Origin of the sequence: Allobosea eneae (genome assembly GCF_042657265.1) — a bacterium.
Taxonomy (GTDB): Bacteria; Pseudomonadota; Alphaproteobacteria; order Rhizobiales; family Beijerinckiaceae; genus Allobosea; species Allobosea eneae.
Genome location: NZ_JBHSLW010000008.1, coordinates 162,485 through 182,394, shown reverse-complemented (window position 1 = coordinate 182,394; position 19,910 = coordinate 162,485). Strand labels below are relative to the sequence as shown.

The window sequence follows — 19,910 nt, the reverse complement described above, 5'->3', positions numbered from 1 at the left end:
CAGCCAAATTCACGTTGGTTTGGATTCTCCCGTGTCAAGAAAATAGAGAGTCATACCGGCGTGGCCGGCTTGCGGAAACCATTGTGAATCTTTGACCGCCTGAATCTCGCGCCGAGCAGACGCATAGTCCACGGCGAGATTGGCTTGCGCAGCAGAAAGCCGAACCTGCATATTCGGGTGACCGAACAATCTCATGAGTTCGTACCGTTGATCGCCGGGGCGCGACTTGAGCTCCATTTCAAGGTCGTGGATTCGCCAGACCAGGCGATTGACGCGCGCTTGTTCATCACCCTCCATGGCATCGTATTGCTCGATGCAGAGCTGTTCGAAGAGGTTGACGATTTCGGCGTTCGATAGCGATTTTAAGTTCTTTCGCTGTCTCATTTCAGCACCTTGAATGTGCGCATCGCTTCATGCCCAACCCGGACATGCTCGGACCAGTCCTTTCCGCGCAGATAGTTCCGAGGCGTCTGCATGCCGAAGTCCTTGTTCGGCTGGTTGTACCAGCCGGTGATCTCATGATGCTTGTATTTCGGCACGCTGACCACATTATCGGCGCCATCGATTTGTGAGCGCGAGAACCCTTCGTGTCGACCCGCTCCCTGTTCGACGATGTGATGGTCCTCATAGCCTGGGCGCCGTTGGCCGGCATTCTGCTGGAGTTCTGAAAGCGTCTTCGGCGCATCCTGATAAGACGTGATCGAGGGGATTTGAGAGTAGTTCTCTGCAAGCTCGATCGCAGTGAGTAGAGCGCCGATCGGGCCGGCGTACCTCAGGAGCTGCTGCGCGACCCGCTTCGCTATCGCCTTACCTGCCTTGGTGGGCGACGCCTGCTCTTTCGGCGGTTGCTTGGGCGGCTCTTCTGGATCGAGTTTCGGTCCGCCATTGTCGCCGATGCCCGGCTGCCGACCCTGCGCTGACCCCTCGCCGCTCGTCCATCGGCCGCCATCAGGATTTCCGGAAGGCACACGCGGTTGATCGGGATTGAAGCCGGCCTTCTCGGCGAACGCCTGCAGGCGAGCGAAAGCCGCCATCATGCGCTCGCCGGCGATGAGGCAGGCCAGTGCGCGAGCGCTCAGCAGCGTGGGGCGGCTTGATTGGGAAGGCGATTGTTTAGGAAGCATCCGTGCGCATCTCCGCGACGGATACGGAGATTAAGCGCGAAAATCGGGCCGGGGATAAGATTGCATTCCATCCCCGCTCTAGTGGTCGTCCCGGGCGACCGCAGGGAGACCCGGGACCCATTCCGGAACCTTTATCGAGGACGCCCAGGCACGGATCCCGGACCTCCGCTTCGCTCCGTCCGGGATGACCCGTCTCACACCACCTTCAAAAACCGCACCTGCGTCTCGCCATAATCGCGCCGGTCGAGCTCGTCGAATCCGTCCGGCAGCGTGATCTGCGCGTCCGCCGCTTCCTCCAGCAGCACCAGCGCATCCGGCGCCAGCCAGCCGCCGTCGCGCGCCGAGGCGAGGGCCCGCTCGCCCAGGCCCTTGCGATAGGGCGGATCGCAGAAGACGAGGTCGAAGGGCGCCATGCCGGTGATCGGGCCGAGCTTGGTCGCGTCGCGGCGGAAGATGCGGCTATAGCCGGCGAGCCCCAGCGCCATCTGGTTCTCGCGGATCAGCCCGCGCGCCTCGGCGCCGTCATCGACCAGGAGCGCGAAGGCTGCGCCGCGCGAGAGCGCCTCGAACGCCATCGCGCCGGTGCCGGCGAAGAGGTCGAGCACGCGCGCCCCGTCGGCCGCATCGCCATGGCCATGCGCCAGCACGTTGAACAGCGATTCCCGCAGGCGATCCGAGGTCGGCCGGATCGCGCCGATTCCCGGTTTCGGGCTGGCGAGAGACCGGCCGCCGAAGCGCCCTCCGACGATGCGCATGGCTCAGGCCTCAGCCGCGGCGATCACGCCCACCGCCCGAACGCGGCGGACCTGAGCGCGGCGGGCGGCCGCCACCGGGGCGCGGCCCGCGCCCGCCGGGCCGATCGCCACCTGGCCGGTCGCCGGTCGGCTTGCCGCGGAAGGGGCGGGCAGGGCGGTCGTCGGCACCAGCGCCGGCACCGCCGCTGGGTGGGCGCTTGCCGCGCGGCGGCTTGTCGGCCCAGTCGCCGCTGCCGCGCCAGGGCGCCTCGCCGCCGCGATCGCGGCCGAAGCTCTCCTCGCGTGGCGCACGGCTCGGCCGTTCGCTGCGTGGTGCGCGCGCGGGCCTGTCCTCGCGCGGCTCGTCGCTGGGCTTGGCGCTGATGCGCTCGACCTTGACGCGCCGGCCCTTGGGATCGGCGATCGCCTTGTCGCGCACGCGCGTGACGGTGCCGGTGGCCTCGCGCGCCTGACGTTCTTCCTTCGGGTCGGCGCCGCGGCGCGGTGGTGCCTTGCGCTCGCGTTGCGGCTCGGCCTCGACATCGCGCCAGACGCCGCGGGTCCAAGGCTTGTCGCCACGCAGCGGGCGGGCCTCCTCGGCCTGCTCCTCGCGCGGCCGGCGGCGCGGGCGGTCGTCGCCGGCGGGGGCGGACCTGCCGCGCGCGGGCCTTTCGTCTGATCGGCTTTCGTCGCGCCGCGGCGAGTCGAAATCGACGCCCGCCTTGGCCATCAGCTCGGTGCCGAGCTGGTCCTTGAGCACCTTGGAACGCACCTCCTCGGCCTCGCCCTCCGGCAGGTCGCCGAGCTGGAACGGGCCGAAGGAGACGCGGATCAGCCGGTTCACCTGCAGGCCAAGATGCTCCAGCACCGTCTTGACCTCGCGGTTCTTGCCTTCGCGCAGGTCGACGGTGAGCCAGGTGTTGGCGCCCTGCTCGCGCTCGAACTGGGCAATCACCGGGCCGTACTGGACGCCGTCGATGGTGACGCCGCCCCGGAGCGTATCGAGCTGGGCCTGGTTGACCTGGCCGAAGGCGCGCACGCGATAGCGCCGCAGCCAGCCGGTCTCGGGCAGCTCCAGCATGCGCGCCAGCCCGCCATCATTGGTCAGCAGCAGCAGGCCTTCCGTGTTGATGTCGAGCCGGCCGACCGAGAGCACGCGCGGCAGGTCCTCCGGCAGCGCGTCGAACACGGTCGGGCGCCCCTCCGGATCATGGTTGGTCGTCACCAGGCCGCGCGGCTTGTGGTAGAACCAGAGCCTTGTGCGCTCGCGCGCCGGCAAGGGCTCGCCATCGACCAGCACGACATCGTTCGGGCCGACATCGAGCGCCGGGCTCTCGATCACCTTGCCGTTGACGCTGACACGGCCTTCCGCGATCAGCGCCTCGCTGTCGCGGCGCGAAGCGACGCCGGCGCGGGCCATCACCTTGGCGATGCGCTCCGGCTCCTGCGGCGCAGCCGGAGCCGAGACGGCCTCGGCGATCTCGGCGGCGTTGCGATGCGCCCGGTCGGGGCGCGTGCGCGTCGGATTGCTGCCGCGTGGAGCGTCGAAGCGCTTGCCGCCGAAGCCGCGGCCCTCGCCGCGCTCCTCGCGACGTGGCGGGCGGGCGGAACGCGGGCCTTCGCTGCTGCGCTCGCGGAACGGGCGCTCGCTGCGGCCGCGTTCCTCGCCGCGCTCGCGCGGTGGCCGGCGCTCCTCGCCGTCGCGCTGGCGGAAGGGGCGTTCGCCACCTTCGCGCGCGGGACGTGCTGCACGGCGCTCGTCGTCACCGCGTCCGCGGAAGGAGCGGTCACCATCGCGGGAAGGGCGCCCGAAGCCGCCGGGCCTGCCACCGCCAGCCCTGTCGCGGCTTGGCCGGTCGTCGTCGCGCGGTGGCCGGCTGGCGCGGCGTTCGTCACTGCCACGGTCGCGGAATGGCCGCTCGCCACCCTCGCGCGGCGGCCGCTCGCCACCCTCGCGCGGCGGCCGCTCGCCAAACGGCTTCTTCTCGAAACGGCGCGCCGGGCGCTCGCCATCGCTGCGGCGCTCGGCGCCTTCAGCCGGCGCGCGCCGGGGGCGTTCCTCGCCATCGCGCGAACGGAAGGGCGGCTTGCCGCCGCGTCCGGGCGGCCGGCCGCCGGGGCCACCGCGGCCAGGGCCGCCATCGCGTCCGCCGCCGCGGCCACCGGCTCCGCCACCCTTGCGCGGACCGCGGCTTTTCTGGTTGTTGTCGTCGCTCATGGTTGCTCCTGAAGCCGGATCATCGCGGACCGGGTTGCGAAGCGATCCGGGACGGCAGCGGCTCTTGAATCTGGTATTAGCCGGCGCTTGTAGCAGGCGTTTTCGTGCGCTGCGACGGCAAAGATGAAGGTTCGATGGGATCGATCGACGCAAAGCAGGCCGAGATGTCGCCGATGGCGCTGGCGCTCGCCGAGGCGCGCGCCGCGGCGGAGCGTGGCGAGGTACCGGTCGGGGCGGTGATCGTCCGTGGCGGCGAGATTCTGGCCAGCGCCGGCAACCGCACGCTCGAGCTCAAGGACCCGACGGCGCATGCCGAGACATTGGCGATCCGGCTGGCCTGCGAGGCGATCGGGTCGGAACGGCTGATCGATTGCGATCTGTATGTCACGCTCGAGCCCTGCCCGATGTGCGCGGCGGCGATCTCCTTCGCCCGGATCAGGCGGCTCTATTTCGCTGCCTCCGACCCGAAGGGCGGGGCGGTCGAGAACGGCGTCCGGCTCTATCGCAGCCCGAGCTGCCATCACGCACCGGAGGTCTATGGTGGCCTGAGCGAGCGCGAGGCGGCAGAATTGTTGCGCGATTTCTTCCGAGGGAAGCGCTGATGGCGGCGATGATCGGTGGCGCGAAGCCGGCCGATGCGGGAGCGATTGCTGCGCTCAACCGCGCAGCCTTCGGCGGCGAGGATGAGGTCGGCATCGTCGAGCGTCTACGCGGCGATGGCCTTGTCGCCGTCGAGTTGGTTGCGGAGCAGGGTGGCGCGATCATCGGCCACATCCTGCTCAGCTGGCTGCCGACGATAATGGACGGCCGCGCCATGAAGGCTCTGGCGCTCGCTCAGATGGCGGTGCAGCCGGGCCACCAGAAGCAGGGCATCGGCGGCGGGCTGATCGCGGCGGCGCTCGATCAGGCGCGGGCTGTGGGAGCGGAGGCCGTTATCGTGCTCGGCCATCCCGATTATTATCCGCGCTTCGGCTTCTCGGCGGCGCTGGCAGGGAACCTCGCCTCGCCCTTCTCCGGTGAGGCCTTCATGGCGCTGGAGCTGGTGCCGGGAGCGCTGGCGGGACGGCAGGGCTCGGTCAGCTACCCGGCGGCGTTCGGGCTGTAGTCGATCGATCCGTCGGCCTGGCGGCCGAGCTGCCGTGCGAATGCTTGAAGAAGCGATGCTGGCACTTTAAGAAATAGTATTCGATCTGTTCTTCAGCAATTTTCACAGTTTATGTAATGTATATTTCCTAGTATTTGATTTTAATCGCCTAGTTCGATCGACCTAATTCCGATGGAGTAGAGAAGCAGAAAGTTGATCGCTCAGGGCGTTGCTGGCATCCGTTGCCATGTTTTTGCCTCGTATCGCCCGTAGGTCGCCGCTGCACTGCTCGGCCAGACCAAGGAATGGTGGCTTGAGCATTCCATTCCCCTAAATCGGTAAATCTCCATTATGCGTAAAGTTGCGTTGGCTGCGCTGTCCGCGGCCTGTTGGACTGCGTCCCCCTCCTTCGCCGCCGATACCCATCTCGCGAAGATCTCGTTCCAGCCGCAGGTGAAGGGGCTGAGCTGCCTGAAGCCGGAAACCCTCGGCATGATCAAGGAACTCACCGCGAAGATCGGCCCGATCCAGATCACCTCGACCTGCGGCGGCCGCCACGCCCGCAACTCCCAGCACTATCGCGGCAACGCCATCGATTTCCGCCCGCTCGCCACCTCGCCGCGGAACGCCGCGGCCGCCGCCAAGACGATCGAAGCTGTCGGCGGTGTCGGCTCCTATTCGAACGGCCTCGTCCATGTCGATGTCGGTGACCGCGAGATCGCCTGGTATGGCAAGAAGCGCAGCCGCCGCCTGGCCTATGCCGGGCGTGGGCGCTGACCAGCGTCCGTCAGAGCATCGTCCGTGCGACGAGGTAGCTGCCCAGCGCCAGCAGCCCGGCGAAGAAGCAGAGCTTGAAGGTTGCCGCCGTGATGCGCTGCCGGATCGCCTGGCCGAACCACATCCCGGCCAGCGCCGGCAGCAGCGCTAGCAATGAGGCTCCGGCGACCTTCAGGTCGAGCGCGCCGGCGCCGACCAGCCCGAAGGACAGGGCGATGGTCGAGACGATGAAGGAGAGGCCAAGCGCCTGCACCAGCTCGTCCTTGTCGAAGCCCAGCGCCTGCAGATAAGGCACGGCCGGCAACACGAAGACGCCGGTCGCGGCAGTGGCAACACCGGTGACGACACCCACCAGCGGGCCGAGCCAGATCTCGGCCTTCTCGGGAACGCGCAGCTTGGCGGCCTTCAGCCCGACCAGTGCATAGAGCACCAGTGCGATGCCGAGCCAGAGCGTCGCCGAGCCGTCCTTGGCCTTTTCCAGGAGCCCGGCGCCGGCCCAGGTGCCGACACAGGTTCCGGCCAGCATCGGCCAGAGACGGATGGCGATGGCCTTCAGCTTTGGCCCCGCGAGCTGCCAGCTATTGGTGACGAGGTTGGGGATGACCAGCAGCGCCGCCGCCTGCGCCGGCGCCATCACCACGCCGAGCACGCCGACCGCGATCGTCGGCAGGCCGAGCCCGATCACGCCCTTGACGAAGCCGGCGAGCACGAAGGTCGCGGCGATGAAGCTGAAGAGCGTCGTCTGGTCCATGGTCCTGCCGGGTCGGTCGATTGCGTTGGATCGCTTGTCGCAGTCCTGACCCGCGCTGTCGCTTGTCGATACTACGGTCCTCGCGGTAGCGTCCTCGCTTGCCTCAGCGAGCACCGACGTCATCATGGCAGCCACAATGGAGGCGATGAGCCACGGCCATGAACGGACCCTATCTCGCCGAGATCGCTCATCTGATGGGCGACCCCGCCCGCGCCAACATGCTGCATGCGCTGATGGACGGCCGGGCGCTGACGGCCAAGGAGCTCGCCTTCCTCGCCGGCGTCGCGCCGCAGACTGCGAGCGGTCATCTCGCCAAGCTGATGCAGGGCGGTCTGCTCGGCGTCGCCGTGCAGGGCCGCCATCGCTATTACCGTCTGGCGGGGCCCGAGGTCGCCGCTGCGCTGGAAGGGCTGATGGTGCTCTCCGGCGGCCAGGCGAACGGGCGGAGGCTGCCCTCGCGCGTCGGCGCCGATCTCGCCCGCGCCCGCACCTGCTACGATCATTTCGCCGGCCGTCTTGGCATCGCGATCCATGACGCGCTCGTCGCCGGCGGGCATCTCACCGTCGCCGATGGCGGCTATGGCCTGACCCGCTCTGGCGTCGCGCTCTTCGCCGGGCTCGGGATCGACCCCGCTATTGCGAGCAAGGGCAAGCGGGCGGCGCTGCGGCCCTGTCTCGACTGGAGCGAGCGCCGCCCGCATCTCGCCGGCTCGCTTGCGGCGGCCATGGCCTGCCGCTGCTTCGAGACGGGCTGGGTGAAGCGGGTCAAGGATAGTCGCGCGGTGATCCTGACCGATGAAGGGCGTGCGGCGCTGGAGGCTGGCCTGCCGGGCTTCCGCTGCGACGAGCCGGAGGTACCAAGCCGTCTTTCCGGGGCGTCGCGCAGCTGCGAGCCCGGAATCCATGAACACGACGCGATTGGGTAGGTCGGAGCAGCTGCCCAATCCAACGTTGTGTTCATGGGTTCCGGGCTCAGGCCTTCGGCCTGCCCCGGAAAGATGGGGTGTTCAAGCCGCCTTCTCAAACGCCTCTGACAGCCTCCGCTTGACCTCGTCCTTCGCCGGCTCTGCGGCCTCCAGGATCGCCTGCCAGCGGAAGAAGTCGAGCCCGCCAAAACCTTCGCCGCCGGCACGGATCAGGATGTCCGGCGGCTGCCGCTCGATCATGCGCTGGACCAGGGCCCGTGTCAGGATCTGCGAGACGCCGACCATGGCTTCGAGTGGCTCGGGCACGCGGCTGTCGCTGACGGTCGCCGGCGCGCTGGTATCGACCGCGAGCACGAGGCGCCCCGGACCGAGCAGGCGGTCATAGGGCAGCGGATTGATCGCGCCGCCATCGATCAGCACGCGCCCGCCGATCGTCACCGGCCTGACCAGCCCGGGGATCGCCAGCGATGCGGCAACGGCCGGCGTCAGGGGGCCGCTGCCGAGGACGACCTCGTCATGCAGATGATAGTCGGTCGCGACGCTGAGGAACGGGATCCCGAGCTCCTCGAAGCGATCCGGCACGGCCTGCGGCCAGAACAGGTCGAGCAGCCGCTCGCCGTCGATCAGCACGGGATTGCCGAGGCCGCCGCGCCAGAGATCGGCGATCTTGCCGATGCGTGCTTCGAGCAGCCTGGCGATCACCCGGGCCCGGTCGCGGAAGCTCGCCTCGACATGGGCACGCAGGTCGCGGCCGGAGAGGCCGGCCGCATAGGCCGCGCCGACGATCGCGCCCATCGACGAGCCGGCGATCAGCGCCGGCTTCAAGCCGAGCTCATCGAGCGCCTCCAGCACCGGGATATGGCTGAGCCCGCGCGCCCCGCCCGAGCCGAGTACCAGGACGAGCTCGGGCTTCAAAGAGGCTTTGTTCGTCGCTGGCAGGGCTGAGGTCATGGCGAAAGGCGATCCGCTTCTAGGCATGTCGAAAGCGCATCCCTTTCATAGTCATCCCGGGCGACCGAAGGGAGACCCGGGATCCATTCCGGAACCTATGTTGGTGAGGCTCAGGCATGGATCCCGGATCTCCGCTTCGCTCCGTCCGGGATGACCAGCGTGTTTATGAAAGCGGTTGCACCAGGAAAGGTCTAACCGCCGCCAGCGTGTCCTGCGGATTCTCCTCGGGCAGGAAATGGCCGCTGGCGATCGCCTGCCCCTCTGCCTGCGGCGCGAAGGTCTCGTGCCAGATGTCGAGCGGGCTTGCGCCCTTGGCCGGGATGCCGGCCTCGCCCCAGAGCACCAGCACCGGGCATAGGATCTTTTTCCCCGCCCCGAGATCGGCCTTGTCATGCTCGATGTCGGTGGTCGCGCCAGCGCGGTAGTCCTCGCAGGCGGCGTGGATGCGCGACGGGTCGTTGAAGGACTCCGCATAGGCGGCCAGCGCGAGCGGGTGGAAGGCCTCGATCTTCTTGGCTCGCGTCCAGCTCGCGATGGTGTGGTCGAGCCAGCCGGCGGGGTCGGCCTGGATCAGCCTTTCCGGCACCGGTTCGGGCTGGGCCAGGAAGGTCCAGTGATAGACTTGCATGGCGCGCGCCGCGTCCATGCCTTCCCACATCGAGACGGTCGGCAGGATGTCGAGCAGGACGAGCCGCTCGACCCGGCCGGGATGGTCGAGCGCGAGGCGATAGGCGACGCGGGCGCCGCGGTCATGACCGATCACGGCGAAGCGGTTGAAGCCGAGCGCGCTCATCGCGGCGATGATGTCCTCGCCCATGCCGCGCTTGCTGTAGAGCGCCTTGCCGCCATCGCCATGCGGTGCCGCCGACCAGCCATAGCCGCGCAAATCCAGGCAGACGACGGTATGGGTCTTGGCCAGTTCGCCTGCCATCTCGTGCCATTCGGCATGGGTCTGCGGGAAGCCGTGGATCAGCACCACCGGCGGTCCCTTTCCGCCGACGCGGGCGAAGATCTTGCCGATCGGCCCGTCGATCCAGCGCGCCTCGAAGCCGGGGAAGAGGCTGTCGATATTGGTCATGGCCGCAACTCCTGTGATGCTACGGCCGCGACGAGGTCGGTCCGGCCGAAATCCTCGCCCTTGTAGAGCAGAGGCGCGTTCAAGGATTTGGCAAGAGCATAAGAGAAGCAGTCGCCGAGATTGAGCTTGGCCGGATGGCGGCCCTTGCCGAAGCGGGCGAAAGCCTCGGCTGCGAGGACGGCTTGCTCGGCGTCGAGCGGCAATAGCTCGACCCTGATCGTCTGCAATGCCGCGTCGAGTTCGCTGGCAGTCAAGCCTGTGATTCGAGCCGACAAGACCATGAAGGTCTCGACGAAGCTCGCGGTCGAGCAGAACGCCGCGGGCGCGCCGTCCAGAAGGCTGCGGAAGGCCGCCTGTTCAGGTTCGCCCGTCAGGATCGCGACGATGGCGGAGCTGTCGACAGCGAGTGTTGCCGTCACTTGGGCAGCCCGTTTTCATCATACCCGATAATTTCGTCATCGGATCGTGGATCATCGACGAGCCGGTCGCGGAACGTCGCGAGCAGTTTGTCCAGCTTTTCGCGGTCGATGCGTCCGCCGGATGGTGGCGGCAGCCGATCCAGCCGCTCTTGTGCAGCGATCTTGACCGCCTGGGTGATGGTCTCGCCTGTGCGTGCCGCCAACTCGCGGATAAGGCGGTCGGCCTCGGCATCCCTGATCAGCACTGTCATGGCACTCTCGTATATATCAATTTCAAGTCAATATATACGATGAAGGTTGTTCCGTCAGCTTTCGCGCTCGCGCTTGACCGCCTGCCAGCCGATGTCGCGGCGACAGAAGCCGCCCGGCCAGTCGATCAGGTCGACCGCTGCGTAGGCCTTGGCCTGCGCCTCGCTGACGCTTCTGCCGAGCGCCACGATATTGAGCACGCGCCCGCCATTGGCGACGATCTCGCCGTCCCTCGCCTGCGTGCCGGCATGGAAGACCAGCACATCCTTTTCGGCGGCGGCCTTGTCGATGCCCTTGATGACGCTGCCCTTCTCCGGCGTGCCGGGATAGCCCTTCGCCGCCATCACCACCGTCAGCGCGACCTCGTCGGACCAGCGCAGGTCGACGGCGTTCAACACGCCGTCGCGCGCGGCGAGCAGCGCCGGCACGAGGTCGCTCTTCAGCCGCGGCATCAGCACCTCGCATTCGGGATCGCCGAAGCGGGTGTTGTATTCGATGAGCTTCGGGCCATCCGCGGTGATCATCAAACCGGCGAAGAGCACGCCCCTGAACGGCGTGCCACGCTGGTTCATGCCCGCCAGTGTCGGCCGGATGATCTCGGCCATCACCTGCTCTTCCATCGCCTTGGTCATCACCGGCGCGGGCGAATAGGCGCCCATGCCGCCGGTGTTCGGGCCGGTGTCGCCGTCGAAGGCGCGCTTGTGATCCTGGGCAGAGGCGAGGGGCAGGGCATGCGCGCCGTCGCAGAGCGCGAAGAAGCTGGCTTCCTCGCCGATCATCCACTCCTCGATCACCACCTCGGCGCCGGCGGCACCGAGCCCGCCCGAGAACATCATCGCCAGCGCGTCATTGGCCTGCTCGATGGTCTCGGCCATGATCACGCCCTTGCCGGCGGCAAGCCCGTCGGCCTTGATCACCAGCGGCGCACCGGTCCTGGCGACATATTCCCTGGCAGCGGCCTCGTCAGTGAAGCGAGCGAAGGCCGCGGTCGGGATGCCGAACTCGGCGCAGAGTTCCTTGGTGAAGGCCTTCGAGCCTTCGAGCTGCGCTGCCGCCTTCGACGGGCCGAAGGTCTTGATGCCCGCAGCTTCGAGATCGTCGACGATCCCCTCGACCAGCGGGCCTTCCGGCCCGACCACGACGAGGCCGACGCCCATCAGCTTGCAGAAGTCGGCGACGGCGCGGTGGTCGGCGATATCCAGCACGACATTCTCGCCGCATTGGCCGGTGCCGGGATTGCCGGGCGCGATGAAGAGCTTGTCGCAGAGCGGCGAGGCCGAGATCGCCCAGGCCAGGGCGTGCTCGCGCCCGCCGGACCCGATCAGAAGAATGTTCATCGCATTTCTCCGCTTGCTCGAAGGCGCAATAGCTGCCGCAGGCTGTCGGGGCAACGCTTCTGCTTGCGTCCTCGTGCCGCTAAGTTCGCGCCATGGACAGCGAATCGCCTCAGCCCGCCGGCAATGCCCCCGAATGGTCGGTCTCCGACCTCTCCGGCGCGCTCAAGCGCACGCTGGAGGACGCCTTCGGTTTCGTGCGCGTCCGCGGCGAAATCTCCGGCTACCGCGGCCCGGTCGGCTCCGGCCATGTCTATTTCTCGCTGAAGGATGCCAACGCCAAGATCGACGCGGTGATCTGGAAGGGCGTTTTCGGCCGGCTGAAGACCAAGCCCCAGGAAGGGCTGGAGGTGATCGCCACCGGCAAGATCACCACCTTCGCCGGCAAGTCGAGCTACCAGATCATCATCGATTCGTTGGAGCCGGCCGGCATCGGCGCGCTGATGGCGCTGCTGGAGGAGCGCCGCAAGAAGCTCGCCGCCGAGGGCCTGTTCGATCCCGGCCGCAAGCAGCTTATCCCCTTCCTGCCGCGTGTCGTCGGCGTCGTGACCTCGCCGACCGGCGCGGTCATCCGCGACATCCTGCACCGACTGGAGGAGCGCTTTCCGCGCCATGTCTTGGTCTGGCCGGTCCGAGTCCAGGGTGAGACCAGCGCGGCCGAGGTCGCCAACGCCATCGCCGGCTTCAACGCTTTGCCGGAGGGCGGCCGGATTCCGCGACCGGACGTGATCATCGTCGCGCGCGGCGGCGGCTCGCTCGAAGACCTGATGGGCTTCAATGAGGAGGTGGTGGTGCGCGCCGCCGCCGCCTCGCTGATCCCGCTGGTCTCGGCCGTCGGCCACGAGACCGATGTCACCCTGATCGACCATGCCGCCGATCTGCGCAGCCCCACGCCGACCGGCGCAGCCGAAAAGGTCGTGCCGGTGCGGGCCGAATTGCTGGCGCAGGTGACCGACCTGTCGCGCCGGCTGTCGGGAGCGACCCTGCGCCTGTCAGAGCGGCGCCGGAGCGATCTGCGCGCGCTCGCCCGCGCCTTGCCGACGCCCGAAGCCTTGCTGGCGGCGCCGCGCCAGCGGCTCGATCTCGCAGCGGCCAAGCTTGGCCCGGCCCTGGCCCGCAACGCCCGCGCCTATGAGCAGCGCCTCGCCCAACTCGACCGGCGCCTGCATGCGCAATCGCCGGCGGCGCGGCTCGCGACCCATGCGGCTCGGCTCGACGGACTCGGCAAGCGCCTCGCGGCGGCGCGGGGTGCACTGCTTCGCGCCGAGCGCGACCGCATCGCCCGTGCCGGCGACCGGCTTGACGCGATCACTGCGCGCGCGGTCGCGGCCTTCAGCCGTCAGATCCAGCGCCGCCGCGACCGGCTCGACAGCGTCTGGAAGCTGGCCGCCTCGCTCGGCCCGCAGGCGGTGCTGGCGCGCGGCTATGCGCTGGTGCGCGACGAGGGCGGCAATCTGCTGCGCAGCGCCACGGCAGCGCGGCCCGGATTGGCCCTGCAGGTCACGCTCGCCGATGGCAGCTTCGGCGCCGTCGTGCCCGGTGGCGCCTCTTCGCCACAGGCGCCGCGCTCGTCCGGGCGCAAGGCCGCCGGGGGAAGCGGGCAGGGCGACCTATTCTGAGATGCCGAAAACCGGTCATTCACCACCAATTTGGATGAAGCGCGTCCCGTTCAGATAGCGTTCAGCTAGCTCTGGCTAATCGGTGCCTGATAGCGGTTGGGGGAATGATCCTTGATGCTCGCCGGTTTTCGGAGACGCCTTGCTTGTGCCTTTGCCATGCTTGCGCCTCTGGGCCTGCAAGAGCAGCAGGCAAACGCAACCGAATTCGTCTGCAGGCCGTCGACGCTCTCCCGCGATGCCGCCGCTCTCACCTCGAGCTGGAGTAAGAGCGGCGCTCCCCTGCGCATTCTCGCCATCGGCTCGTCGTCGACCGAGGGCATCGGCGCCAGCGGCAAGGACAAGACCTACCCGGCGCGGCTGAGCACGCTGCTGCGCGAAGGGCTCGCAGGCCGCGCCATCGAGATGGTCAATGCCGGCATCGGTGGTGAAACCGCGCCGCAGACCTTGTCGCGCCTGAAGGCCGCGTTGAAGGAAGGCCGCTACGATCTGGTGATCTGGCAGGTCGGCACCAACGATGCTGTGGCCGGCGGCGACCTCGGCACCTTCCGCAATCTCGTGGCGGACGGCATCGACGCGGCCAAGCAGGCCCGGACCCGGCTCGTCATCCTCGATCCGCAGTTCTATCCGGGCATCAAGGAGACGGCGCGTTATCGCGCCTATGTCGACGCCATCGCCGATGTCGCCAGGACGCAGGCCGTTCCGGTACTGTCACGCTACCAGGCGATGCTGAGCTGGTATCAGCGCGACGCGGAGGGCTTCATGGCGGCGCTTGCCGGCGACCGATTCCATATGAGCGATGCCGGCTATGGCTGCCTGGCGCAGGACATTGCGCGTTCGCTGCTGGGCGACAAGCCCGCCGTGACGCTCGCGGCCTCGGCACGCTGAACTCCGACAGGCCGCTGCTCGCCGGCCCGCTTCACTTGCCCATCAGGAAAGCCTTGACCCGCTTGATCGCATCGTCGCGTGCTGCCGGGTCGGTGCCGATCGTGACCTTGCCGGTCCCGGAGGCCGAATAGGCGACGCCTTCCTTTTCGCGCTTGTCCAGGCGGGGGTGATCGAAATCATGCACTGCGCCGGGATAGAGCACGAGCTCGACCGGCTCGCCGCGAGCGCGGGCGGATTTGGCGAGGAAGTCGCAAGGGCCGGGCGGCGTCCAGTCGTCGGCATCGCCCATCAGGATCAGGGTCGGCAGGCGCGCCTCGAAGCTGCCCGACTCCGATTGGGTGCGGCAGCCCGGATAGAACGCCACGGCGCGGGTGAAATCGGGCTGGCGGTCGGCCGGCCTGCGGTCCTTCCGGATCGCGGCAAGGAGGGTCGAGCCGCCGCCGGACCAGCCCAGCAATGCGATCGCGTCGCGGCGCACATCGGGGCGCTCCTGCAGCCAGCGGCGGGCCGCCATCGCGTCGCCGACGCGCTCGCGGCTGGCGCGAATGGTGACGTCCTTGACGCCGCATTGCGAACCGAGTCCGCGCGAGCCGTAGCTGTCGGGCATCAGCACAACCAGGCCGGTCGCGGCCAGGCGCTCGCCCCAATCGCTGTGCCGCGTCGAGAGCTTGTTCGGCTCGCGCCAGAGGCCGCCGCAACCATGGAGGGCGACGACCGCGGGGAAAGGGCCCGGCCCCGCCGGGCGGAACATCACCGCATCGAGCTGGTAGTCGTCGTGTGGGATACGGACGCGTTCGTAGCCGCCCGCGATCGCGGGCGCCGCGAGCAGGGAGAGTAGACCAATCGCCAGGGTCTTGGCGCGGGTCAGGCTGGACATCATCGCAACTGACGCTATCACAGAAAGACCATGCTGGAACAATGCGTTGATTCAGAGATGGTTGCGCCGTACTGCAACCTGTACGTTAGCTTTCCGCCGCTCGATCGCCCGCTCCGTGATGAACATCAACGAACGCCTGCCTCCCTCCGGATCGGAAGCGCTGGTCGATTACGGCCATGGCGAGTTCCGGGTCGTGCGCCCCGGCGCGTTCGTCCGCTGCGCCGTCACCGGTGCGCCGATCCGGCTCGAGGATCTGCGCTACTGGTCGGTGGAGTGGCAGGAGGCCTATGTCTCGCCCGAGGCCGTGCTACTGCGCGTGCGCCGCGCCGGGCGCGGGTGAACGGGTTTTTTCGAGGCATTCGCGCAACAGCCTATCGAGGGCCGCTTCGTCCTCGAAGACTAGCGTAACCGGCACGCACAGCAGCAGCGAGCGCTCCGCCGCCGGCCAGAGCGGCGCGAGCTTGACCATGTCCTTTTCGGTGACGGCGATGCAGCAGGCGTGTCCCTTCGCCTCGGCGATCAGCGCCGCGACCTCGTCCGACGTATAGGCGTGGTGGTCGCCAAAGGCATGCTCGCCGATGAGCCGGGCGCCGGCGGCGCGCAATGTCGCCGCGAATTTCTCAGGCCGACCGATGCCCGATACAGCCAGCACCGGCAGGCCGGCGAGCTCTGCCTTGATATCGGCTGGCGGGACCAGCCTCGCTCGCAGCAGGCTTTTGCCCGCAGCGGCTGCCGCGGCAGCGACATGCTCCCCTGCCGCGCCTTCGCCGATCAGGACGATCGCATCGATCTGCCCGAGCTGGCCGGCGAGCGGCGCACGGAGCGGTCCGGCCGGCAGACACAGGCCGTTACCGACGCCGACCGCGCCGTCGACCACCGCCAGCCGCAGATCCTTGTGCAGCGAGGGATTCTGCAGCCCGTCATCCATCAGGACGAGGCTGGCACCGGCCTCGCGCGCGAGCAAAGCGCCCGCAGGCCGTTCGCGGGCCACGATCGTCGGCAGGCGGGCGGCCAGCAGCAGTGGTTCATCGCCGACATCCCCGGGACCGTGCTGGGCCGGGTCGACACGCAAAGGGCCTGGCAGCCTGCCGCCATAGCCACGGGTCAGAGCGAAGGGCATCTCGCCCAGCGCAGCGAGCCTGGAGGCGAGCGCCAGAGTGGTCGGCGTCTTGCCGGCGCCGCCCGCGACGAAATTGCCGACGCAGATCACCGGGATGCGGGCCTGGGCGCCGGGGCGACGCATTCGCTGCAGCGTGATCGCGCCGTAGAGCGCCCCGAAGGGTTGCAGCAGCCAGGCGAGGACGGATGGCGGCGAGCGCCACCAGAAGCCCGGCGCACGCATCACTCCACGCTCTCCCGTTGGCCGATCATGGCGCGCAGCAGCAGCGGCTCGATCGCCTGGACCGTGCGGTCGAGCGCGCCGCTGAGCTCGCTGCTGGTGCGGGCCGCGGCTCGTGCGGCCTGGCGGGCTGCGGCCGGATCGCTGAGCCAGCGATGCACGGACTGGGCGAGCTCCTGCCGGTCGGCGACCTGGATGGCGCCGCCGCCGGCATCGAAGGCGGCGAAGAGATCGGCAGATTTATGCACGAGCGGGCCGTGCAGCAGGGCGCAGCCGAGCTTGGCCGGCTCGATCGGGTTATGGCCGCCGATCGGCGCGAGCGAGCCGCCGATGAAGGCGACCGGCGCCAGCCGGTAGAACAGACCGAGATCGCCGAGCGTGTCGGCGATGTAGAAGTCGATGTCGCGCTCGGGCAGGTGCCCCAGCGAGCGGCGGGCGCTGGAAACGCCATTGGCCTGCGCCAGCGCCGCGACCTCGCCGCCACGATCGGGATGGCGCGGCACGACGATGGTGAGGAGCTTGGGCAGATGCGCCCTGACCCCGAGATGGGCGGCGAGCACGTCCTCCTCCTCGCCCGGATGCGTCGAGGCGGCGACCCAGACCGGCCGGCCGGCGACAAGGCCATCGAGCAAAGCGAGCGTATTGGGATCCGCCGGCAGCGCGGGAACGTCGAATTTCAGGTTGCCGGCGATGCTGACGCGTGGCGCGCCGAGCTGGGCGAGCCGCTGCCCGTCCTCCTGCGACTGCGCCAGGCAGCGGTCGAAGCCGGAGAGCAGATAGCGCGAGGTCTTGGGGAGTTTGTACCAACGCTGGAACGACCGCTCGGACATGCGCGCATTGATCAGGACGAGCGGCACGCCGCGCTTGCCGGATTCGATCATCAGGTTCGGCCAGATCTCGGATTCGCAGATCAGGCCGAGATCGGGCTGCCAATGATCGAGGAAGCGGCGCATGTAGCGCGGCACGTCGAGCGGCAGGAACTGGTGGATCGTCCCGGCCGGCAGGCGCTGGGCCAGGAGCCGCGCCGAGGTCACGGTGCCCGAGGTCACCAGCACCGCGAGCCCGCGCCGCTGCAGGCGTTCGATCAGCGGCAGCAGCGTCACCGTCTCGCCGACGCTGGCGCCGTGCAGCCAGACCAGCGTCTTCGCCGGCCGCTCGACACTCGGATGGCCGCGCCGCTCAGCGAGGCGGCCCGGATCCTCCTTGCCGCGCCGGCGTCGCCAGAGCAGCAGGCCGGCGGCGGCCGGCTCGAGCAAAGCGGTGAGCGTCCGATAGACCTGGATGATAAAGCTGCGGCCGATCATGCGGCGTCGGCCTTGGCCATCGCCTTTGCAGCCTGGATTTCACGCAGGCCGGCGCCGGGATCGCGCGCGCCGATCAGCGCATAGGCGCGCTCATGCACGGCGTCGAGCCCGGTCTGGACGGCGAGGCGCGCCGCCTCGCAGGTGGCCTCATCCGCATCGCGCGCCACCCAGACGGGATCACCGACGACGATGGCGCCGCGGCCGAAGGGCAGGCCGATCGAGGCGCGATCCCAGCTGTTGAAGTCGATCCGCCGGCTGGTCACCACGGCGATCGGGTGGATTGGCCGCCCCGAGGCGCGCGCCAATTGGACGATGCCCGGGCCGCAGATGCGGGCGCGCTTGGGGATGTCGGCGGTCAGCACCATGGTGTCGCCGGCGGCGAGCCGGCGAAGCATGGCGAGGAAGGCCGGCGCGCCGCCCTTCTCGCGAACCTTCTTGCCGGAGGCGCCCGAGCCGCGTATCGCGCCGATGCCAAGCTCGCGCAACGCCACCGCGTTGAAGCCGCCATCGCCATGGCGGGAGACCAGCGAGCAGGATGGCATCCACTCCGGCCGGGCGAACGGGATCATCACGTGCTGGCCGTGCCACATCGCGATGATCAGCGGCAGCTCGCCGCGCACGCGCTCATAGACATCGGCCGGTTCGACGGTGAAGCGGTTCGTGCGCCTGACCAGCCGCAGGTAATAGGCCAGGCTGCGGCCGAGCGCCTCCTGCGCGAACTTCGTCTTGAGCAGCGAGAATCCCATCGAACCGGACTGATTATGCCTCGGAAATCAGCTCTGCGCGGTCGAGGGATCGAGCAGGCGGTGCAGATGGACGACGAAATAACGGGTCTGGGCCTGATCGACGGTCTGTTGCGCCTTCGCCTTCCAGGCCGCATGGGCGGCGGCGTAGTTCGGGTACACGCCGACGATGTCGACCTGGGATAGGTCCTTGAACTCGACCCCGTCGAGCGAGCTCAACTCGCCGCCGATCACGAGGTGCAGCAGCTGCTTGGTGTCCTGGCTCGTGCTCATCGTTCGTCTCCGACCGGTGTCCTGAAAATCTCTGCCAGCAGCGAGCCGACGCAGGGCCGGACCTGCCCCGACCTTGCTTGCCCGCATTTTCGCCGTGCGACCAGATAAGCCATCAGTCGCGCGCGCGCGAGGGCCGATCGCCAACAAATTGCGGTTATTTCCGGCAGCTTTCGACCTGACGCTGTGGCAGCGGCGTCGTGCCGCGCGTCAGCGCCGCTGTGGCTGGCTCTCGCGCAGCCGGCGCAGCGCCTGCGCGAGCGAGGAGGCAAGACTGGTTCCAGACGCCATCAGCATGCCGTGGACCGGTATCTCGCGGTTATAGCTGAGCGCTTCGCCATCCGATGTCGTGACCTGGCCGCCGGCCTCCTTGAGCACGAGATCGGCGGCGGCGAGATCCCAGTCGCGCGCATCCGGCGAGACCAGCCCGGCATCGATCGTGCCGTCGGCGATGCGGGTCAGCCGCAGTGCCAGCGACGGAATCTTGTCTGTGGCAATGAAATCCTCCTGGCGGGCGAGGGCGTCGAGCATCGGTTTCGGCCCGGCGATGTGGGCACCGGCGAGCGTCGTGAGCTCGTTCGCGCGGATCGGCTTGCCGTTGCTGTGCGCTCCACCGCCGCTGACCGCCGTATAGGTCGTCGTCCCCGCCGGCGCATGCACCACGCCGAGGATGGGGCGCCCTTCGTCGAGCAGGGCGACGCAGACCGCCCAATCAGGCGAGCCCGACATGAAGGCGCGGGTGCCGTCGATCGGATCGACCACCCAGACGAAGCGGCGCGACAGGCGGATCGTATCGTCGGCGGTCTCCTCCGAGAGCCAGGCCGCCTCCGGCAGCAGGGCCGAGAGGCGCATGTTCAGAAATGTGTCGACGCCGATATCGGCTTCCGTCACCGGCGAGCCGCCGGCCTTGGACCAGGTTTTCGCCGCGGTCTTCGCGCCGGGGCGGAACAGGTCGAGCGCGAGCCCACCGGCTTCGCGGCAAGCGGCTTCGACGGCGGGCAGAAGTTCACGGGCGATTGGCAGTGGTGTCGATGTCATCGGGCTTCGTTACGGCTTTGCGAGGCGGATGAACAAGGAAAAAGCCACCATCGCCAGAAAGATTCCGTCAAGCATCAACCGGGAAACCGACCGGAAGAGGGCCGAAAACCGCTTCATCACCTTTGTTTAACCCTCAAGCTTAAGCGCTCGGACAACCCTTGCGGCCAATCTCGTGCCTGCAAAGTCCGAG

23 protein-coding genes are annotated in these 19,910 nt (G+C 68.4%); 7 read left to right on the top strand and 16 right to left on the bottom strand.

Features of this window, described 5'->3' with window-relative positions:
• Nucleotides 1–9: 9 nt before the first annotated feature.
• The 4 genes from ACFPOB_RS06170 to ACFPOB_RS06155 form a co-directional block, all read right to left on the bottom strand.
• Nucleotides 10–384, bottom strand: coding sequence for a DUF2019 domain-containing protein (locus tag ACFPOB_RS06170; protein WP_377796752.1), 375 nt, complete (start codon nucleotides 382–384; stop codon nucleotides 10–12).
• Complete coding sequence (locus ACFPOB_RS06165; protein ID WP_377796750.1) at nucleotides 381–1,124, bottom strand: hypothetical protein; 744 nt, start codon at nucleotides 1,122–1,124, stop codon at nucleotides 381–383. Before ACFPOB_RS06165 ends, ACFPOB_RS06170 begins: the two co-directional genes overlap by 4 nt.
• A gap of 194 nt (nucleotides 1,125–1,318) precedes the next feature.
• The gene (gene rsmD / locus ACFPOB_RS06160; RefSeq protein ID WP_377796748.1) at nucleotides 1,319–1,879 is read right to left on the bottom strand and encodes a 16S rRNA (guanine(966)-N(2))-methyltransferase RsmD; all 561 of its coding nucleotides are present in this window, start codon (nucleotides 1,877–1,879) and stop codon (nucleotides 1,319–1,321) included.
• Between the two features lie 10 nt (nucleotides 1,880–1,889).
• Nucleotides 1,890–4,076: a pseudouridine synthase gene (locus tag ACFPOB_RS06155; RefSeq protein ID WP_377796746.1), complete on the bottom strand. Its 2,187-nt coding sequence runs from the start codon at nucleotides 4,074–4,076 to the stop codon at nucleotides 1,890–1,892.
• A 134-nt stretch (nucleotides 4,077–4,210) separates the two neighbouring features.
• Here ACFPOB_RS06155 and ACFPOB_RS06150 point away from each other — a divergent pair, with 134 nt between their 5' ends.
• From ACFPOB_RS06150 to ACFPOB_RS06140, 3 genes are all read left to right on the top strand, one after another.
• Nucleotides 4,211–4,678: a nucleoside deaminase gene (locus tag ACFPOB_RS06150; RefSeq protein WP_377796744.1), complete on the top strand. Its 468-nt coding sequence runs from the start codon at nucleotides 4,211–4,213 to the stop codon at nucleotides 4,676–4,678.
• Nucleotides 4,678–5,181 carry a GNAT family N-acetyltransferase gene (locus ACFPOB_RS06145; RefSeq protein WP_377796743.1) on the top strand — a complete coding sequence of 168 codons (504 nt, stop codon included), beginning with the start codon at nucleotides 4,678–4,680 and terminating at the stop codon, nucleotides 5,179–5,181. The genes ACFPOB_RS06150 and ACFPOB_RS06145 overlap by 1 nt, the downstream gene beginning before the upstream one ends.
• A 345-nt stretch (nucleotides 5,182–5,526) precedes the next feature.
• Complete coding sequence (locus ACFPOB_RS06140; protein ID WP_377796741.1) at nucleotides 5,527–5,937, top strand: hypothetical protein; 411 nt, start codon at nucleotides 5,527–5,529, stop codon at nucleotides 5,935–5,937.
• Nucleotides 5,938–5,947: 10 nt separating this feature from the next.
• Here ACFPOB_RS06140 and ACFPOB_RS06135 read toward each other — a convergent pair whose 3' ends face one another.
• Nucleotides 5,948–6,688 carry a sulfite exporter TauE/SafE family protein gene (locus tag ACFPOB_RS06135; RefSeq protein ID WP_377796739.1) on the bottom strand — a complete coding sequence of 247 codons (741 nt, stop codon included), beginning with the start codon at nucleotides 6,686–6,688 and terminating at the stop codon, nucleotides 5,948–5,950.
• A 158-nt stretch (nucleotides 6,689–6,846) separates the two neighbouring features.
• On the opposite strand from ACFPOB_RS06135, the gene ACFPOB_RS06130 reads away from it, so the two are divergent.
• Complete coding sequence (locus ACFPOB_RS06130) at nucleotides 6,847–7,614, top strand: ArsR/SmtB family transcription factor (RefSeq protein ID WP_377796738.1); 768 nt, start codon at nucleotides 6,847–6,849, stop codon at nucleotides 7,612–7,614.
• A gap of 81 nt (nucleotides 7,615–7,695) precedes the next feature.
• Here ACFPOB_RS06130 and ACFPOB_RS06125 read toward each other — a convergent pair whose 3' ends face one another.
• The 5 genes from ACFPOB_RS06125 to purD all read right to left on the bottom strand — a co-directional run bounded on the left by ACFPOB_RS06125 (nucleotide 7,696) and on the right by purD (nucleotide 11,648).
• The gene (locus ACFPOB_RS06125; protein WP_377796736.1) at nucleotides 7,696–8,565 is read right to left on the bottom strand and encodes a patatin-like phospholipase family protein; all 870 of its coding nucleotides are present in this window, start codon (nucleotides 8,563–8,565) and stop codon (nucleotides 7,696–7,698) included.
• Between the two features lie 163 nt (nucleotides 8,566–8,728).
• Nucleotides 8,729–9,643 (bottom strand): alpha/beta fold hydrolase, encoded by a 915-nt coding sequence (locus ACFPOB_RS06120; protein ID WP_377796734.1) that lies wholly within the window; start codon nucleotides 9,641–9,643, stop codon nucleotides 8,729–8,731.
• The gene (locus ACFPOB_RS06115; RefSeq protein WP_377796733.1) at nucleotides 9,640–10,062 is read right to left on the bottom strand and encodes a type II toxin-antitoxin system VapC family toxin; all 423 of its coding nucleotides are present in this window, start codon (nucleotides 10,060–10,062) and stop codon (nucleotides 9,640–9,642) included. The genes ACFPOB_RS06120 and ACFPOB_RS06115 overlap by 4 nt, the downstream gene beginning before the upstream one ends.
• The gene (locus ACFPOB_RS06110) at nucleotides 10,059–10,313 is read right to left on the bottom strand and encodes a type II toxin-antitoxin system VapB family antitoxin (RefSeq protein WP_377796731.1); all 255 of its coding nucleotides are present in this window, start codon (nucleotides 10,311–10,313) and stop codon (nucleotides 10,059–10,061) included. Before ACFPOB_RS06110 ends, ACFPOB_RS06115 begins: the two co-directional genes overlap by 4 nt.
• A 54-nt stretch (nucleotides 10,314–10,367) precedes the next feature.
• A complete protein-coding gene (gene purD / locus ACFPOB_RS06105) occupies nucleotides 10,368–11,648 on the bottom strand; it encodes a phosphoribosylamine--glycine ligase (protein ID WP_377796729.1) in 1,281 nt (426 codons plus the stop codon).
• 92 nt (nucleotides 11,649–11,740) lie between these two features.
• On the opposite strand from purD, the gene xseA reads away from it, so the two are divergent.
• Complete coding sequence (gene xseA / locus ACFPOB_RS06100; RefSeq protein ID WP_377796727.1) at nucleotides 11,741–13,264, top strand: exodeoxyribonuclease VII large subunit; 1,524 nt, start codon at nucleotides 11,741–11,743, stop codon at nucleotides 13,262–13,264.
• Between the two features lie 156 nt (nucleotides 13,265–13,420).
• Complete coding sequence (locus ACFPOB_RS06095) at nucleotides 13,421–14,149, top strand: SGNH/GDSL hydrolase family protein (protein ID WP_377796726.1); 729 nt, start codon at nucleotides 13,421–13,423, stop codon at nucleotides 14,147–14,149.
• Nucleotides 14,150–14,180: 31 nt separating this feature from the next.
• Here ACFPOB_RS06095 and ACFPOB_RS06090 read toward each other — a convergent pair whose 3' ends face one another.
• Nucleotides 14,181–15,026: a dienelactone hydrolase family protein gene (locus ACFPOB_RS06090; RefSeq protein ID WP_377796725.1), complete on the bottom strand. Its 846-nt coding sequence runs from the start codon at nucleotides 15,024–15,026 to the stop codon at nucleotides 14,181–14,183.
• Nucleotides 15,027–15,144: 118 nt separating this feature from the next.
• On the opposite strand from ACFPOB_RS06090, the gene ACFPOB_RS06085 reads away from it, so the two are divergent.
• A complete protein-coding gene (locus ACFPOB_RS06085) occupies nucleotides 15,145–15,366 on the top strand; it encodes a DUF2093 domain-containing protein (RefSeq protein ID WP_377796815.1) in 222 nt (73 codons plus the stop codon).
• Here the strand turns inward: ACFPOB_RS06085 and lpxK are convergent.
• The 5 genes from lpxK to ACFPOB_RS06060 form a co-directional block, all read right to left on the bottom strand.
• A complete protein-coding gene (lpxK, locus tag ACFPOB_RS06080; protein WP_377796723.1) occupies nucleotides 15,334–16,368 on the bottom strand; it encodes a tetraacyldisaccharide 4'-kinase in 1,035 nt (344 codons plus the stop codon). The genes ACFPOB_RS06085 and lpxK overlap by 33 nt on opposite strands.
• The gene (locus ACFPOB_RS06075) at nucleotides 16,368–17,669 is read right to left on the bottom strand and encodes a 3-deoxy-D-manno-octulosonic acid transferase (protein ID WP_377796721.1); all 1,302 of its coding nucleotides are present in this window, start codon (nucleotides 17,667–17,669) and stop codon (nucleotides 16,368–16,370) included. Before ACFPOB_RS06075 ends, lpxK begins: the two co-directional genes overlap by 1 nt.
• Nucleotides 17,666–18,415, bottom strand: a complete 750-nt coding sequence (locus ACFPOB_RS06070; protein ID WP_377796719.1) for a lysophospholipid acyltransferase family protein — start codon at nucleotides 18,413–18,415, stop codon at nucleotides 17,666–17,668. Before ACFPOB_RS06070 ends, ACFPOB_RS06075 begins: the two co-directional genes overlap by 4 nt.
• Nucleotides 18,416–18,442: 27 nt before the next feature.
• Nucleotides 18,443–18,685, bottom strand: coding sequence for a DUF4170 domain-containing protein (locus ACFPOB_RS06065; protein ID WP_377796717.1), 243 nt, complete (start codon nucleotides 18,683–18,685; stop codon nucleotides 18,443–18,445).
• Between the two features lie 207 nt (nucleotides 18,686–18,892).
• Complete coding sequence (locus ACFPOB_RS06060) at nucleotides 18,893–19,720, bottom strand: 3'(2'),5'-bisphosphate nucleotidase CysQ (RefSeq protein ID WP_377796715.1); 828 nt, start codon at nucleotides 19,718–19,720, stop codon at nucleotides 18,893–18,895.
• Nucleotides 19,721–19,910: the final 190 nt, after the last annotated feature.